The 15,600-nt window shown below is 49.2% G+C and carries 12 protein-coding genes; 6 read left to right on the top strand and 6 right to left on the bottom strand.

Annotation, left to right across the window (positions count from 1 at the left end):
* Window positions 1-66 precede the first annotated feature (66 nt).
* Both QGP82_RS14380 and QGP82_RS14375 read left to right on the top strand, forming a co-directional pair.
* Complete coding sequence (locus tag QGP82_RS14380) at window positions 67-1,497, top strand: polysaccharide biosynthesis/export family protein (protein WP_499059811.1); 1,431 nt, start codon at window positions 67-69, stop codon at window positions 1,495-1,497.
* A 70-nt stretch (window positions 1,498-1,567) separates the two neighbouring features.
* On the top strand, window positions 1,568-3,871 hold the full coding sequence (locus tag QGP82_RS14375) for a GumC family protein (protein ID WP_499059809.1): 2,304 nt from the start codon (window positions 1,568-1,570) through the stop codon (window positions 3,869-3,871).
* A 37-nt stretch (window positions 3,872-3,908) separates the two neighbouring features.
* Here QGP82_RS14375 and dinB read toward each other — a convergent pair whose 3' ends face one another.
* Complete coding sequence (dinB, locus tag QGP82_RS14370; protein ID WP_499059807.1) at window positions 3,909-4,970, bottom strand: DNA polymerase IV; 1,062 nt, start codon at window positions 4,968-4,970, stop codon at window positions 3,909-3,911.
* A 106-nt stretch (window positions 4,971-5,076) separates the two neighbouring features.
* Entirely contained in the window at window positions 5,077-6,087 is a 1,011-nt protein-coding gene (locus QGP82_RS14365) for an adenosine kinase (RefSeq protein WP_499059806.1), read from the bottom strand.
* Between the two features lie 306 nt (window positions 6,088-6,393).
* Between QGP82_RS14365 and QGP82_RS14360 the strand changes: the two genes are divergently transcribed.
* Entirely contained in the window at window positions 6,394-7,881 is a 1,488-nt protein-coding gene (locus QGP82_RS14360) for an ammonium transporter (protein WP_499059804.1), read from the top strand.
* Window positions 7,882-8,036: 155 nt separating this feature from the next.
* On the opposite strand, the gene QGP82_RS14355 is transcribed toward QGP82_RS14360, so the two are convergent.
* Window positions 8,037-8,498 (bottom strand): hypothetical protein, encoded by a 462-nt coding sequence (locus tag QGP82_RS14355; protein ID WP_163667166.1) that lies wholly within the window; start codon window positions 8,496-8,498, stop codon window positions 8,037-8,039.
* Window positions 8,499-9,083: 585 nt separating this feature from the next.
* On the opposite strand from QGP82_RS14355, the gene QGP82_RS14350 reads away from it, so the two are divergent.
* Both QGP82_RS14350 and QGP82_RS14345 read left to right on the top strand, forming a co-directional pair.
* Window positions 9,084-9,401, top strand: coding sequence for a hypothetical protein (locus QGP82_RS14350; protein WP_499059801.1), 318 nt, complete (start codon window positions 9,084-9,086; stop codon window positions 9,399-9,401).
* Between the two features lie 108 nt (window positions 9,402-9,509).
* Window positions 9,510-11,156 carry a dynamin family protein gene (locus tag QGP82_RS14345; RefSeq protein ID WP_499059800.1) on the top strand — a complete coding sequence of 549 codons (1,647 nt, stop codon included), beginning with the start codon at window positions 9,510-9,512 and terminating at the stop codon, window positions 11,154-11,156.
* On the opposite strand, the gene QGP82_RS14340 is transcribed toward QGP82_RS14345, so the two are convergent.
* The 3 genes from QGP82_RS14340 to QGP82_RS14330 form a co-directional block, all read right to left on the bottom strand.
* Window positions 11,150-11,512 carry a hypothetical protein gene (locus QGP82_RS14340; RefSeq protein ID WP_250565072.1) on the bottom strand — a complete coding sequence of 121 codons (363 nt, stop codon included), beginning with the start codon at window positions 11,510-11,512 and terminating at the stop codon, window positions 11,150-11,152. The genes QGP82_RS14345 and QGP82_RS14340 overlap by 7 nt on opposite strands.
* A gap of 84 nt (window positions 11,513-11,596) precedes the next feature.
* The gene (locus tag QGP82_RS14335) at window positions 11,597-12,877 is read right to left on the bottom strand and encodes a S8 family peptidase (protein WP_499059798.1); all 1,281 of its coding nucleotides are present in this window, start codon (window positions 12,875-12,877) and stop codon (window positions 11,597-11,599) included.
* A 404-nt stretch (window positions 12,878-13,281) separates the two neighbouring features.
* Window positions 13,282-13,875 carry a hypothetical protein gene (locus QGP82_RS14330; protein WP_499059796.1) on the bottom strand — a complete coding sequence of 198 codons (594 nt, stop codon included), beginning with the start codon at window positions 13,873-13,875 and terminating at the stop codon, window positions 13,282-13,284.
* A 576-nt stretch (window positions 13,876-14,451) separates the two neighbouring features.
* Between QGP82_RS14330 and QGP82_RS14325 the strand changes: the two genes are divergently transcribed.
* Window positions 14,452-15,387: a phosphodiester glycosidase family protein gene (locus QGP82_RS14325; protein WP_499059794.1), complete on the top strand. Its 936-nt coding sequence runs from the start codon at window positions 14,452-14,454 to the stop codon at window positions 15,385-15,387.
* Window positions 15,388-15,600: the final 213 nt, after the last annotated feature.

Raw genomic sequence — 15,600 nt, 5'->3', positions numbered from 1 at the left:
CCATCGTTTGGTTCAGCAACGCCCAGTATTATCTTGCATCGTTTTTAGCCTTCTATATGTCCTGCAATGACTAGCTCCAGATATTTGAAAACGGTAATTCGGACAGCCCTAATAACAGGGTTTGCCCTGGGAACTGCTGTCGGTAGCCCAGCCCTGGCCGTACTGCCCGACATAACAGTTTCTGCTGCATCCGTTTCATCCCTCAATGATATTTATTTATTGGGACCGGGGGATTTGATCACCGTTGATGTGTTTAATGTACCTGAGTATAGCGGTGAGCAGCGAGTGTTAGCCAATGGCAACATTAATTTACCCGCCGTTGGCCAGGTATCGCTAAGTGGTTTGACCCTGGCTCAGGCGGAATTAGCTATTAGCGAGAAATATCGATCAGAAGTCCGTTATCCGCAAATCACTGTAAATCTTTTAACACCCCGTCAGCTCCGTATTGCCCTCACAGGAGAAATTCATACGCCCGGTCAATATACCCTACCCGTGGGTGGCGAAGGGCAGTTTCCTAGCCTGATCGAAGCGATTAAGGTAGCAGGCGGGATTACCCAGGCAGCTGATTTAAAGCGAGTGGAAATTCGACGCCGGGTGGAAAATGGTGGCACGCAACGGGTAGTTAGTGATTTATCTGCGCTTCTCACCCAGGGGGATCTGACTCAAGATTTTCCTTTGCGTGATGGTGACTCCATCACCATCATTGAAATGGATGAGATTGACGTGCAAATGTCAAGGCAGATTGCCCTGTCTAATATTGGCCCCGATGAGGAAGAAGCCATTAGTGTTGCTGTGGTTGGTGAAGTCTTTCGTCCAGGCACTTACAACTATGCCTCGCGCTCTGGGTCGGGTCAGTCTATCACTAGCAATAATGCCACTGCCACCAGTGTGCAGCAGCCGGGTCGGCTGACGGTAACCCGTGCCTTGCAATTGGCTGGTGGGGTAAAACCCCTGGCAAATCTTCGCCAGGTAGAGGTCAAGCGAACAACGCGTTTGGGTGAAAGTCAAACGATTTCCCTCGATTTGTGGCAACTGGTGGAATCTGGTGAACGCGAACAAGATTTAATTTTGCAAGAAGGTGACACCATTGTGGTGCCAACTAACCTGACGGCCAACTCAGAAGATATTAGTCTACTCACGGCTACGAATCTGTCGCCAGATTCAATTGCGGTCAATGTGGTGGGTGAGGTCGAAAGCCCTGGCCCTGTTGCTGTGGCGGCTAGCACCACCCTCAATCAGGCTGTTCTGGCGGCGGGTGGTTTTAATCGTCGTGCCAAAGAAACGGTGGCCTTGATTCGCTTAAACCCTGATGGGACTGTTACCCAGCAGTCGTTTGAGGTGGATTTAGCCCAGGGGCTTAATGCTGACGGAAACCCCATACTGCAACACAACGATATTGTTGTTGTTGACCCCAATGCGGCGGCTCGCCTATCGGATGGGCTGAGTAATTTTCTTGGTCCCTTTCTCCAGATTCTACCGTTTGGCAATCTGTTCTAACCGGCTCAATATACTCATTTTTCCTACTCTTTTATCCTCATTAGACTCCTAGTTTCTTTGTAACCGCCCTATGGATAATCTTGCTTCAGCCAACGGTGCGTCTGTTAACAGCCTGGCCAAAGCGTACCAACTACCTCAAATGCCATGGGCTCAGGATGACGATGAGCTAGACCTGGCTCAACTGCTCACCGTGCTGCGGCGACGATCCCTGCTGATTACGGGGGTGGCTGCCGGTGTGATGGGCACGGTCATGTTCAATACCCTGCGCCAGGAACCAGTTTATGAAGGGAGCTTTGAAGTTCTGGTAGAGCCGGTTAATGCCGATGATAATCTCTCGGACTTAAGTGGTCTTCTGGCAGAAGCTGCCCCGGTCAAACAGTCAGGCCTGGATTATGAGACTCAGGTGCAGGTGTTGCGTAGCCCTGAATTGATTGCTCAGGTGATCGCAGAGCTAGAAACCATTGATCCAGATCTTAATTATGAACGTCTGTTAAAAAACCTCACTATCAGACGGGTGGGGGAAACTAAAATTATTGAGGTGAGCTACAAGGGCAATGACCCGGTCGAAATCCAGGCGACCTTGGATGCGCTTTCAACGGTTTATTTAAAGTATAGTTTGGATGAACGCCAAACGAATCTGCGCCAGGGGATTCATTTTGTTGACCGGCAGTTGCCTGAGTTAAAAGAGCGGGTTAATGAGCTGCAAAGCCAGCTGGAAAGATTTCGTCAAACCTATAATTTCATTGATCCAACGACGCAAAATCAACAGATTACCACACAGGCTCAGCAACTTAGCACCCAGCGTCTGGAAATTGATCGACAGCTGGCTGAGGCGATCACTAACTACGAGCTATTACAGAGTGAAGGGGGCAGTGAAGTTGCGCTGCAAAACGCACCGGTTTATCAACAGCTGATTCAAGAGCTGCGCCAGGTGGAAACAGAAATTGCCACTGAACTGACTCGTTTTCAGCCGGGAAGTCTGGCTATTCAAGTTCTGGAAGATAAGCGAGAGAGAATACTTCCGGTCATTGAGGCAGAGGCCCAGCGGGTATTAAATGCAAAATATGCTGAAGCTGAAAATGCCATCGAATTGTTATCCACTCAAAATGTCACCATTGCGGCGGCTGAAGCCCAGTTGCAAAATACGCTGACTCAGTTACCGACCCTGGCACGAGAGTATAGCGATCTACAGCGTGAGTTAGAGATTGCCGTTGGTGCCCTCAGCCGTTTTTTGGAAACGCGCGAACAATTACAGATTGAGGCGGCCCAAACCGAAATTCCCTGGGAAATAATCGAAGCACCCAGTCGGCCAGAAACTCCCATATCGCCTAATCCAAGACGTAGTTTTGTGTTGGGCATTGTTGCCAGTCTGTTGATTAGCGTTGGGTCAGCGTTGCTGCTGGAAAAAATAGATACTGTTTGCCGCACCGTTGATGAGATTGAAAAGGTCGTAAAACTGCCGTTGTTAGGCACAATTCCCTACCATGGGGAATTTGACACTGCTCCACAACAATCTAATGGGGCGGGCCAGTGGCTACAGCAACGTCTCAGTAAAAAGGGTACGGGGGCCACCGATGGATACTATGGCTATGGTGGCTCGCAGTTTTTGGAATCAATGCGGTTGTTGCACACAAATCTGTCGTTGATGGGGGCCGATCGTACCATTCGCTCAGTAATTATCAGTTCGTCCATGCCCAATGAGGGTAAGTCCACCGTTGCCCGCCATCTGGCGCAAACCGCTGCCACCATGGGCAAACGAGTCTTGCTAGTGGATGCAGATCTGCGGCGACCTACGGTTCATCAGCGTCTTGGGTTAAGCAACAAAACAGGTCTTAGCGATTTGCTCTCGGGCAATGTTACGAAGGGCAGTGGGATACTACAAAAGGTCATGCCCTTTCTGGATTTCTATGCCATTACAGCCGGTACTGCGCCCCCCGACCCGGTTAAACTACTGGCATCTAAGCGGATGCGACTGTTGATGAATCAGCTAGAAAAACAGTTTGACTTGGTGGTTTATGATACGCCACCGCTGGTGGGTCTGGCGGATGCCACATTGATTGCGGCTAACACCGATGGTCTGATCCTGGTTTCTCGGTTAAATGGTTGCGATCGCAACATCCTCCAGCATGCCATGGACAACATCAGCTTCACTAAGATTCCCGTCCTGGGTCTGGTCGCCAACGGTGTCTCTTCCAAAGGTAATGGGTACAAGTACTATTCCTACGGCGACTACGGAGCCCAGCCAGACAAACCCCCAACGGCTGACACCACCGATGAGGGGGCCAACGCCCTGGCTGCCGCCGCCAGTAAAAATGGCAGCTCACCCCACCAAAATGGCCTCAGCATATCCGATTTCTTAAATGTCAAGAAATAGCAAGACAACCCATAAAATAGTCAAAAAACAAACTCACCTAAAGCAACGACAGTTGCTGAAACCCCACCGTTTCAGCAGGCACCAAATTTGCGATCGCCACCCCCAACAGTCTCACCTGCGGTTGAGGCTCAAGGTGATGCTCCAACAAAGCCTGAGCTAACGGCCCCATGTCAGTGGCCCGCTGCATCGGCACATCCACCGTACGACTGCGAGTAATTTGGCGATAGTTCGCATATTTAACCTTAAGGGTGAGGGTATAGCCCATCTTTTTTGCCTTGAGCAGCCGTGCTTCCACCTCATCCACAATCGTAGCCAGCGCCTGGCTCATGGCCTCTAAAGACCGCAGATCTTCAGCAAAGCTGCGTTCGGCCCCAACCGATTTACGAATACGGTTAGGATCAACTCGGCGATTATCCTGGGCATTGGCCACACGAAAATAGTGGCTACCGATTTTGCCAAATTCTGCCACCAGATCAGTCTCACGCCAACGTTGTAAGTCGGCTCCCCTAGCAATACCCAGCTGTTTCATTTTGCGGGCAGTGGCCGGACCAATGCCATGAAATTTTTCGATGGGCAACGTGGCAATAAAGGCCATGGCCTCGTCGGGCAAAATCACATACAGTCCATTGGGTTTATTCACATCCGAGGCCATTTTGGCCAAAAACTTATTGATGGAAACACCGGCAGAGGCCGTCAGCTCAGTGGTCTGCTGAATACGCTGTTTAATGACTTTAGCCGTTGCGATCGCCGATTCACAGCCAGTCACATCCAAATAAGCTTCATCCAGGGACAGGGGTTCAACCAACTCTGTATAATCCCGAAAAATTGTCCGAATCTGCTCGGATACTGCTCTATACACATCAAATCGAGGTCGCACAAAAATCACATGGGGACACCGCTGCACCGCAATGCGTGACGGCATTGCCGAATGAATTCCATAGCGCCTAGCCTCATAGCTAGCGGCGGCTACAGCCCCTCTCTGTTCTGGACGACCACCCACCACCACCGGCTTGTCCCGATACTCAGGATAGTCCCGCTGCTCAATGGATGCATAAAATGCATCCATATCAACATGGAGGATTTTACGATGGTCTACCATCTCCCTTATGGTTGTCGTCAGCCCTAGCTTACAAACACTCTTTAGTTGATGTAATCAGCCCTGAACATCGATCAAGACTCTTTTCAGCCAAGATCACCCATAGCCCCTACTCCCCAACCACCTGTTTCAACACCGCCTGCAATTCATCCGTTCCCATTCTGGCACCATATCCGGTTACCAACTGAGCGGAGGCCGTGGAGCCCAGTTTGCCAGCCTGGGCCCAGCCCAATCCGTGGGTAATGCCGTAAAGCACACCCCCGGCATACATGTCGCCGGCACCCAGGGTGTCAATGGCAGTGACTGGATGGGGAGCAATTTCCAATACCTGTTCGCCATCAAACAAAATCGAACCTGCGGGACCACGGGTAATGGCAAAGGTTTTAGCTAGGGTTTTGGTGTGTTCAATGGCGGTGGCAAAATCATCCGTATCTGCCATTAAAAGCGCCTCGGACTCATTGGCAAATAGCATATCTACACCGTCACCAATCATTTCCAACAGCCCTGGCCTAAAAAACTTCACCATGTTGTAATCCGATAGAGACATGGCGACTTTGCGGCCTGCGGCTTTGGCTAGATGGCTGGCTTTAATCGCCGCTTGCTTACTGTTTTCACCGCTGACTAAAAACCCTTCCATATACGTATATTCAGCAGCGGCAATGGCTTCGGGATTGAGGTCAGCCTCAGACAGCTGGGATGAAATGCCCAGAAAGGTGCCCATGGTACGGTCGGCATCTGGAGTAATCAGCACCAGACACTTGCCCGTAATCCCCGGTTCAGGGTCATGGCTGGTCAAATTGGTGTCCACACCACAGTCCACTAGATCTTGCGTGTAAAACTGACCATATTCGTCATCGGCGACTTTGCAGCCATAGAAGGTTTTGCCGCCAAGTTGGCTGATGGCAATGATGGTATTGGCAGCAGAGCCACCACAGATACGTTTGGTTTGATGGCTATTGAGCTGTGCGATCGCATTATTCTGCACGGCTTCATCCAAAAGGGTCATCACACCCTTATCCATACCGATGGCTGCCAGCGTTTCTACAGACAGGGCGCATTCTATATCCACCAGAGCATTGCCAAGGCCATAAACGTTGTACTTCGGTGGATTGTGGGTCATGGGAGTGATTGGAGATCAAATGATTTTGCTCGCTTATTATCCCGCTGATTACGATGGGTGGCAATGAGAAGCTATACAATTCTGCGCCACAGGGTGAGTCATGATCCAGGGTGAGTGCCCATTGCCCACCCCGCTCGATAGTCTCCCATGGTGTCAGTTTGGCAAGATTTTAAAGAATCTGTCGGGGTTCGAGCAACATTCCGGACAGTTTTTACCGGGTATCGAAAAGTTGAGGACTTCAGCCTCTTGTAGGAGATTGCAAGTACCTAAAATCAGCGAACCATAGAACAAAAAACCTGTAGGACTATGAATATTTTGCACCATGGATTATCAAAATACTGGTCCTTTATCACGTTACTGATAGTAGCTTTTGTTATAGCGATATCGCCTCAGACGCTTGCCCAAGAATTGACTCCCGAAATCCCCCTCACTACGGAACTGTTTTCAGGGATTAATACTATCTGGATGCTAATTGCGGCGTTACTCGTATTCTTTATGAATGCCGGGTTTGCCATGCTTGAAGCAGGAATTTGCCGAACTGAAAATGCAACAAATATTTTAGCTAAAAACTTAATTGTTTTTTGCGTCTCAGCTACAGCGTTTTTTGTTTTTGGGTTTCGCTTTATGTTTGGCGACAGTGGAAATCCTATTTTTGGACAACTGGGAATTTTTGTAGACTCTCTCTTTCCATCGGCAGCCAATGTTAACCCTTTCCCCCAAGGTTTTGAGAATTTAAGAACCTTTTGGGGTAATCGCTCGTTTGCTGCCATTTTCTTTTTCCAGCTATCGTTTGCCGGAACAGCAGCCACCATTGTGTCTGGGGCCGTTGCAGAAAGAATTAAATTCTGGGCGTTTATCCTTTTTAGCTTTGTGCTGGTGGGTTTTATCTATCCTTTAGTTGGCTATTGGGTATGGGGGGAGAACGGTTGGCTGGCCAGCACCCTTAACTTCCATGATTTTGCTGGTTCAACCGTGATTCATTGTGTGGGTGGTGCGGCAGCGTTGGTGGGGGCTTGGCTATTGAAACCCCGAGATGGCAAATTTGGCTATGATGCGGAGACCGGCAGTTTCCCTTACGGTGAAGAAGAAGAAGAAATATTTAGGCCCTGTAACCCCGGCTTTACCACATTGGGTTGTTTAATTTTATGGGTTGGCTGGTTTGGCTTTAATGGTGGTTCAACCCGGTTTTTAGACTATGTCCCCCATGTCATCATTACCACCATGTTTGCCTCTACGGCTGGAGGTTTGGCAATTCTCTTCTATAGTCCCCTGGTTACAGGGTATAAGGTCAAACTGTCATCGATTATTAATGGCATTTTAGGGGGGTTGGTCAGCATCACAGCATCGTCAGCCTATGTTGATATTTTAGGCGCGTGCATTATTGGTGCGGTGGGAGGCATTTTGGTGCTGGTGGGTGAAAGCGTTTTGGAATCAAACCTCATGCGGATCGATGATCCGGTTAGTGCTGTGCCCGTACACCTCTTTTGTGGTGCCTGGGGAACAATTGCTGTTGGCCTGTTTGCCCAGGGGTTTTCCCGCGAGTTCAACAGCGTTTATTCAGCAGCTCAGCAAACCCTGTATCAATGCCTAGGCTGTGGCTGTATCATTGCTGTAACGTGTCTGTTGAGCCTATTGGCCTGGGCAATGATCGGGCTATTTCTCTATTACCTGCGCCCGAGCATTTCATATCACGACTCAAAAGAGGCCATTGATATTTTTGTCATGGTTAGACGGGGATTGAGAGTCACTCTGGAAGATGAAAAAGCCGGTAGCGACGCGACAATTATTATGTAAGTCCAGGTTTTCAGCCCCTGGCTGATAGCTGCCAATGTAGAGGGGCTGGCACAAGGCGCAGCCCCGACAAGATTATTCATGATTCCAATGTAGAGGGGCTGGCACAAGGCACAGCCCCTACGAGATTATTCATGATTTCTACACCGGATAGTTCACTAATTATTGCCTGCAAATATTTCTTTTGCCGCAGGACAACTCTCACTAACGGTTTCGTAATTTTGGAAGAAGTTTTCTAATAAAGGTTTGATTTCCTGAGATTCACCAGACGTATTACGATTTTCTTCCCAGATACTAAATAAAAATCGAGCATCTTTGAATATTTCTGAATCAGGCCTTTCGGGGATTTGGCAAAGGCGAATAAATGATGTGTTAAATCGCCCTACTGCTGCTTTGAGAATAGCTGTTTCATAAAGGGCGCTATCTAATCGATCCTGGCAAAAACTTGACCAATTATCACCCATACGATTTTTGAGGTCTGATAGCCTTTGTAAAAGAACCTCCTGATCCTCAAAATTTTCTTGACAATAACTATCTGGCGTTGGGCTACCCTCAACAGCCTGTTGCGGAGAGCCAGATCTAAATAAAAAATACGCAAAAATAGCTAGTGCTGACAACATGAGGGCAACTGTCGATAGAAATATAGAGGGACCAGAGGCATCTCGTTTGATGTCTTGTTTGCGCATTTTTTGACTATAAATCTAGTGGGATTTCAATGTTGAGACTATAGCTTTAAGGTCTCCTAATTCCGTATAAGAAGTACCCGTTTATTTGGTAAGGATTACAGAATTTGGATGGTTCTATTCGCCACAATAAATAAATCAAAAACATAAAGTTTTTACCAATTAAAACTCTATACTTTTGATTTATTTTTTAAGCTAATTTTTAGCTTATATATTGTGTGAACCCGTGATTTTACGGAACCGACGTCCTAACAATGCGACACCTGATCGTTGGGATTACTATGTATTTACCACTCTAAACATGAGAATCCGCACATGAAAGCAGTTTTTGTATAAAAATGTGTTTAGTCAAGGGTAGATTCAAGCTTTTGTCGACACCACCATACCTGTGGCATTCTTTATATATCTGCTGTCTCCCCATTTTGAAGGAACCATGGGTTTGGAGTTCAAGTTTTTTTAAGGTTGCAGGTGCTCAAAACTGCGCATATTTTGGTAGAGAAGCGGTTGGTCCTTTGCAAATCTATGAATTCTGATCATCAATCTAAAGAACAAGAACTCAAAAATCTGGAAGCAGAGCTCAAGGAACGCGAAATAAAGGTGCGGATGCGTGAGCTTGAATCTGAGATAGAGACGTCGACGTCGGTAAAACCTACGGTTAAACACAAGGGAGCCGTAAGCTTTGGCTGGTATAACCGTTTACCGAAACTTGTACAGTTTGGTTTGCTCGTTGTGGGTGTGATTATAGCTATACGAGTGGCCACCTGGTTGTCTGGCGTATTGTTACTGTTTGCCGTTGGCTGGGTTATTTACAAGCTGTTTCTAGAGCGCTCTAGAAATTAGGTTCTAAAGCGCGATCGCAATTAGGTTCTAGGGCGCGATCGCAATTAAAATTTTTCACCAGGGCCTGAGGTGGGCCATCCCACTGTCCACACCATATCTCCCTAACGTATGGCCGCTATTACATCACATTTTCCGCTCATCAACACCCTGAGAAAAGCGGTAGGCCTGCTCGACCCAGAGCACGCTGCATTAAAGGCCGATGTGTTATATCAATGCGATCGCATCTCCCATACCACCCTACGCATCACCGTCTTTGGCCCCTTTAACTACGGCAAATCCACCTTACTCAATGCCCTCCTCGGTGAGAAAACCCTGCCCATTGATCTCGTCCCCACCACTGGGGCTGCTATCACCGTCACCCATGGGCCTGCATTGGTCAGCCGCATCACCCTCACCGATGGCACAGTCCTAGAAGAACCTGGAACAGACCTGTTGCAACGTTACGCCATTCTCGATGAGCAGCGGCAGATGCAGGCCCATGTGGCAGCGGTGGCCGTGACCTGTCCCCACCCGTTTCTGCAACCAGGCGTAGAGCTGGTGGACCTGCCGGGCACCGATGACCAAGAAGCACAAAATGAGCGGGTGTACGCCAAACTGATGGAGACCGATGTGGTGGTGCAGCTCTTGGATGGTCGTAAGCTCATGACCCTGGCAGAGCGAGAGCATCTGCGGGACTGGCTGATGGACCGAGGCATTACCACAGTGCTATTTGTGGTGAATTTTCTCAATCTTATGGAACCTGAGGAACGCAAACAGGTCATGTACCGTTTGCGATTGCTAGCCCAAGACTTTCGAACAACCCTGCCGGATGGTGTGAGTAATCTCTATGCGGTGGATGCTTTACCAGCTCTGCGGGCACGCCTCAAAGGAGATATGGCTGCTGCCACCCAGGCCGGGTTACCAGCATTGGAGTCGGCTTTGCATAGGTTGGTACAGGTCCGTTTACCGGAGTTGGCTGTTCATCGCATACCGCGATTGTTGCCCTTAGTGTCCCAGGTGCACCAGGCTCTGCAACAACAGCTGCAATCTCTGAATGCAGCCCCCCACCCCGATGCCCGTCGCGTCGCTATTCAACAACGGGCTCAGCAGCTGATACAAAAGGGGTTTCAGCAAAGTGTGATAGATTTGCAAGATTGGCTTAGCTTAGAGAATCTGTTGCATCAATATGAATATGATTTTGCGGCCTCTCTTCAAGCGGGCACGGCCCCCCTATGGTTAGAAGAGAGATTACAACCTGTCTGGAAACAAAAAAAGCGAGCGGTTGCCGACTGGGTTTATAAAGCCTGTGATTTTTTTGAGCAGCCACGTCCGGTGGATCTGTGGGTTGGTTGGCAGCGACCCGATGAGACTGTGCAGCCGACAGCCGACCCCAGTGAACCGGAGACAAATCAGGGGGATGGGATGGCGTCGGTTGCGATCGCCACCGGCCTGGGCTGGGTGTTAGCAGGTCCCATGGGGGCAGCTGTGCTCGGTGGCACCAGCCACTTGCTCAATCGCGCCGGGCGTACAAAGAAAGCGTCGGAACCAGAGCCATCCGTGTCACCCCAGGCTAGCCGTGAAGCTGCCCGTGAGTACCTGGCCCATTTTTCTAAAACCGCCCTGGATGCCCTTGCCTCCTATCAACAGCGAGCTCAGCCAGTTATGCAGATGGCCATTACAAAACCAGTGTCCGTAGACCAACAGGCTGGCCAACGGACACTACTGGAAAATATTTTGATGGAACTGCAACAGCTACAGGAAGAATTGAATTATTGAACGTCAGAACCGGGTGGCGGCAACGTAATTGTTCTGTCTACCTCAACGGAGTCAACACCGGTAACCTCAGACAATGAAGACATGCTGTCTGAGGCCACTGAGCCGGTAACAATGCCGAGGGTTGTCAAGGTTTGCTCCACGTCAAGGCCTGCTGCCTTTAGCTGTTCAGTGACCTCATCAATCTGTTCGATGTGAGCGTCATCGATTGATACCGTTACCTTGACCTTATCCATGTCTGCTCCTGGGTTTGCATTTATAGCGTCTGACCCTTGGGGCCAACAGCCCACTAGGCTGACTGTCACGATGGCAACAATTAGCCAATGAATCAGTTGTCTAGCCCACCTAGTGTTTCTCATATCTCCCATTGTCGCTGCTGATCTCAATAAAGAATAAAGATCAGCAGCAATTCTACAAATGTAACAGCGCTAATAACAATAACGTTACTGCAACGGTGCCTGTACTAATCCGATGCCAACATCGGTGCCAGCTAGGCCCAAGCGTTGGGCATCACGCATTAGCCAGGCCCAGAGTTCCATGCCCCGTGCCCCAGTGGCCTCGGCATAGAGAGCGGCAATGCCGGATACGTGGGGGGTGGCCATGCTGGTCCCGCTAATCTTTCTATAGCGATCGGGCATGGGCCATGTGGAATGAACCGCAACTCCCGGTCCAGCAATATCCACTTGGCCACCGTCCAGATTAATGCTGCCATTGGAGAAGAATCCCATTTGTAGCTTATTATCTAGAGCACCCACCGCCATTAAGGAGGGAGCGTTAGCAGGATAACCGACTGGATTGATGCGTCCGTCGCGTCGATCACTTTCATTACCGGCTGCCGCAATAATTAGAGAGCCACGATTCAAGGCCCGTTGTCCCACTCGCTCATAGATGGGGGAGTAGGTATCTCCTGGGCGGGTGGGTGCCCCTAGGGACATGGAAATAATGGCGCAACCGTTATTGACTGCCCATTCAATACCAGCCAGAATGCCACTATCTGAGCCTGAGCCACGATTACTTAAAACCTTACCGGCATAAATTTCAGCGTTATAAGCTACGCCGTAACGGGGTAGTTCCGGTGGATCCTTAGGACCACAGGCTGTACCGATGCAATGGGTGCCGTGGCCATTGGCATCCTGAACAGCCTCGCCAGCAATAAATGACCGGCTTTGGATGATGCGACCAGCAAAGTCAGGATGATTGAGGTCCATGCCTGTATCTAGCACAGCGACTTTGATTCCCAGGCCACTGTGGCCTGAGTCGATCACCCGAGTTGCCTGAAGGCCCCAGGTGCTCTTGCAGTCTTGAAACTCTGGGGCCGAACCCTTATGGGCACGGGCAGCCAATGCCCCCTGGTCTGGGCCTGCTTGCTCATATAGATGGGTGGCGGCGTCGCTGTAGCCCCGCAAATAATCTGCGGATAGACCCTGACCAATAGCGTAGACGACTCGTTCTGGCTGAATTGCCAGCACATTACCATGGGCAGCGGCACTGGCTCGTACGGATTGTGCCTGATCAGGATCAAGGGGAACGACAGCGACTCCTAGATTGTCAAAAACTGACGCATTGGGGCTATCGAGTTCTGCAGACGTAAAGGCGTGACCTTCAAAATCTGCGGCTCTGGCCACACCTTGAATACCCGTTGCGCTAGATAATGCTTGAATACCCGCGTTCACATCTTCGTCGGGCAGAAGTACAAGATAGCGCCCGGTAGTTTCTATAGACATAATTCACCCTTTGATTATGTATAAGTGGTCTTAGATTCAGTCTGCGATACGATTTTGTCGCATCAAATGTCACACTTAACTCCATACAAGTTGCCAAGAAGTTATTACGGAATGGGAAAACCGAAATGTAAATTAAAGAAGAGTTTGAGTGTGGAGAAATTAGCTGGCTAACATTCGTATAACCCTTGCAGAGAAAGCTTTTTAGGATATTTTTTAATTTGTCCTAGAAATGATTTGAGAATAAACAATCTTTTTGAAAATTCAAATATTATTAGGGCTCAAACTTTTATTTTCTGACGTTCTATGGCTAAAAAGGCTGTTTTGACCCATTAAATTGATCTAAAGCTTAAAAAATATAACTAAAAACTGATTTACTCTTAAAAATAAGCGTCTCTATTGCTCTTCTATTTTTTGGGTTCTCTTTTTATGTCACGCTGCCATTGGTGATAGACCCACGTTAGTCCTTGTTGTGTAAACCAGAGATAGAGGGCTGTGCATAACCCCAGACCGATGGCGATCGACCACCGTTGAGTGGTGGCGGCGGCCCAGGCCCAGCTGCTGAGGCCAAACGCTGTTCCATAGGCACAGAGGCTGCTGATCAGCGCGATCGCAACTTGCCAAAACCCTTGACGATGCCCTGTGCAAAATCCTCCACACCCACCTACGATCAAACCCGCAATAGCGCCGATCAGCACCCCTTCAGCCTGGTGTCCGCTCAACTCTCCAAGGCTGAAGGCCGCCAAAATGGCGATGGATGATGCGCCGCTGACTAAGCTAGTTAATCTTTGGGGAATAAAGTTAAGAGACTGCATCCCCACAGTGGCTCCAGCAATGGCTAAAAAGCTACCGAGGATAAGGGCCAAACTCCATTGGGGACTGCTGGGAGCCAGACCCAAGACGCCGAATAGTAAGCTGCTGAGGGCATGGAACGTGAAGAGTGCGATCGCAACTAACCCAGCTACACGTAGCGTCATTTGCCAATTGTGACGATGGGCCATAAACAGTGACTTTTCCTAAGGAACGTGTTTAGAGTAGCTACAGACTAACCCAAACCCATGCAACCCCAAAATGATCTAAATGATCTAATCAATACATCTACAACAACAAACTTATACGGAGATACGTTTCTCACTGAGACTAATGGAACAGATTCCCCCTCCCCCTGGTCTAGCTACGGTGTACACACAAGTGATCGAAAATGGCGATTACATTGCATCACCCCCTCTAACTCCCTACCGTGTATACATAAGTAGGAGAGCTAGCTCTAGATTTCGAGCCCTCATCCCCCAACCCCTTACTCCCTGGGGGAGAAGGGGGGCCTGGCCTCAAAGTCCTTCGCCCCCAGGGAGAAGGATTTAGGATGAGGGCCAATTCAAGGACAGGCCTACCTTTTGGGACATTAGTCTTCTAGATGTGTATACACAGTAGTCTTAACAAGAGGGGATTAAGGGGGGGGTAAGGCAGGATTTTGAGCCATCTGCCGAGATGCATGTACACAGTAGCCTGGTCTAGGGGAACAACGTCTTGGTTGAGGTGAAAATAAGCAGATAGCAGCGTTTGTGCAATAAACATCTATGTCTCGTTGGCGTCACCTAAAAACAGGATTACTTTGGTTCGCGTTCTTGCTGCCAATTGCGCTCCATGGCTCCACGGTATGGCGTCGCCCTCACCTCACTGAAATTAATCGCCAGCCGCTATTTCAGGGCATTATTTACAGTCGGCGCACCCGTAAACAGCCTCGACCCAATATCATTCACATTATCGATATTGATCTGACGACTGCTGGATTGCGACCGTTGGTCACCCCCGTGAATCCGCAGGCAGATCTGAAAAAATATGGTACGAAAAGCCATAGAGCAGTGGGGCAAAAAACGTCAGCATTTTTACAAACCCACGGACTACAGCTAGCCGTGAATGCTAACTTCTTTTCTCCATTTAAAGAGGTTACTCTCTGGAACTATTACCCTCGTCCTGGAGAACCGGTCAATTTAATGGGGTTATCAATGTCTAACGGCAACGTGGTTGCCCCAGCAAATCCTGATCAGCCACCGGTACCGACGCTGTGTTTTATGAATCAGCAAGCCGTTATCAACGCCGATGGCACCTGTGAAGACAACACTCAACAGGCGGTGGCAGGCAATCTGATGTTGTTGGAAAATGGTCAGATTACCACTCAGCTGCAAGACCGACTCCAGTATGAAGGGAAAAAGCCCTACTCATTTACCGTGGCAGCCTTAGATGCCACGGGTGCACGTCTATGGCTGGTCCTGGTTGATGGCAAGCAGCCTTTTTACAGCGAAGGGTTGACCGTGGGCGAAGTGACCGCCCTGGTACAAGAGTTGGGCGCTGATACAGCTTTGCGCTTAGATGGTGGTGGTTCAACAACGTTGGCCGTGTCGTCACCCAGGGGTCCCACCCTACTTAATACGCCTATTCATGGCAAAATCCCTGGTCAAGAACGACCGGTTGGTAATCATTTAGGCTTTTTTGCTGACCCCATAGAACCGTAGAGGGTATGAGTTCTGAACCCATTAATCAGGAGAAAGCCAGCTTACGGTACGCACCGTGTCCAATGCCAAAACTGTAAGCCCAGGCTTGATATTCCCTACAAAAAAAAGGGAGGGAGTTTCCCCCCTCCCCTATAGGTAACGAATCAAATCTCAACCAATTGAAACTCTGGCAATTGCTAATTTAGGGGCTGCACTAGTCTAGAGCTCTTGCTA

This window comes from Leptothoe sp. LEGE 181152 (assembly GCF_032906605.1).
Lineage (GTDB): Bacteria > Cyanobacteriota > Cyanobacteriia > Phormidesmidales > Phormidesmidaceae > Leptothoe > Leptothoe turfae.
The sequence above is the reverse complement of the archived record's forward strand: the minus strand, read 5'-3'. Positions and strand labels throughout refer to the sequence as shown.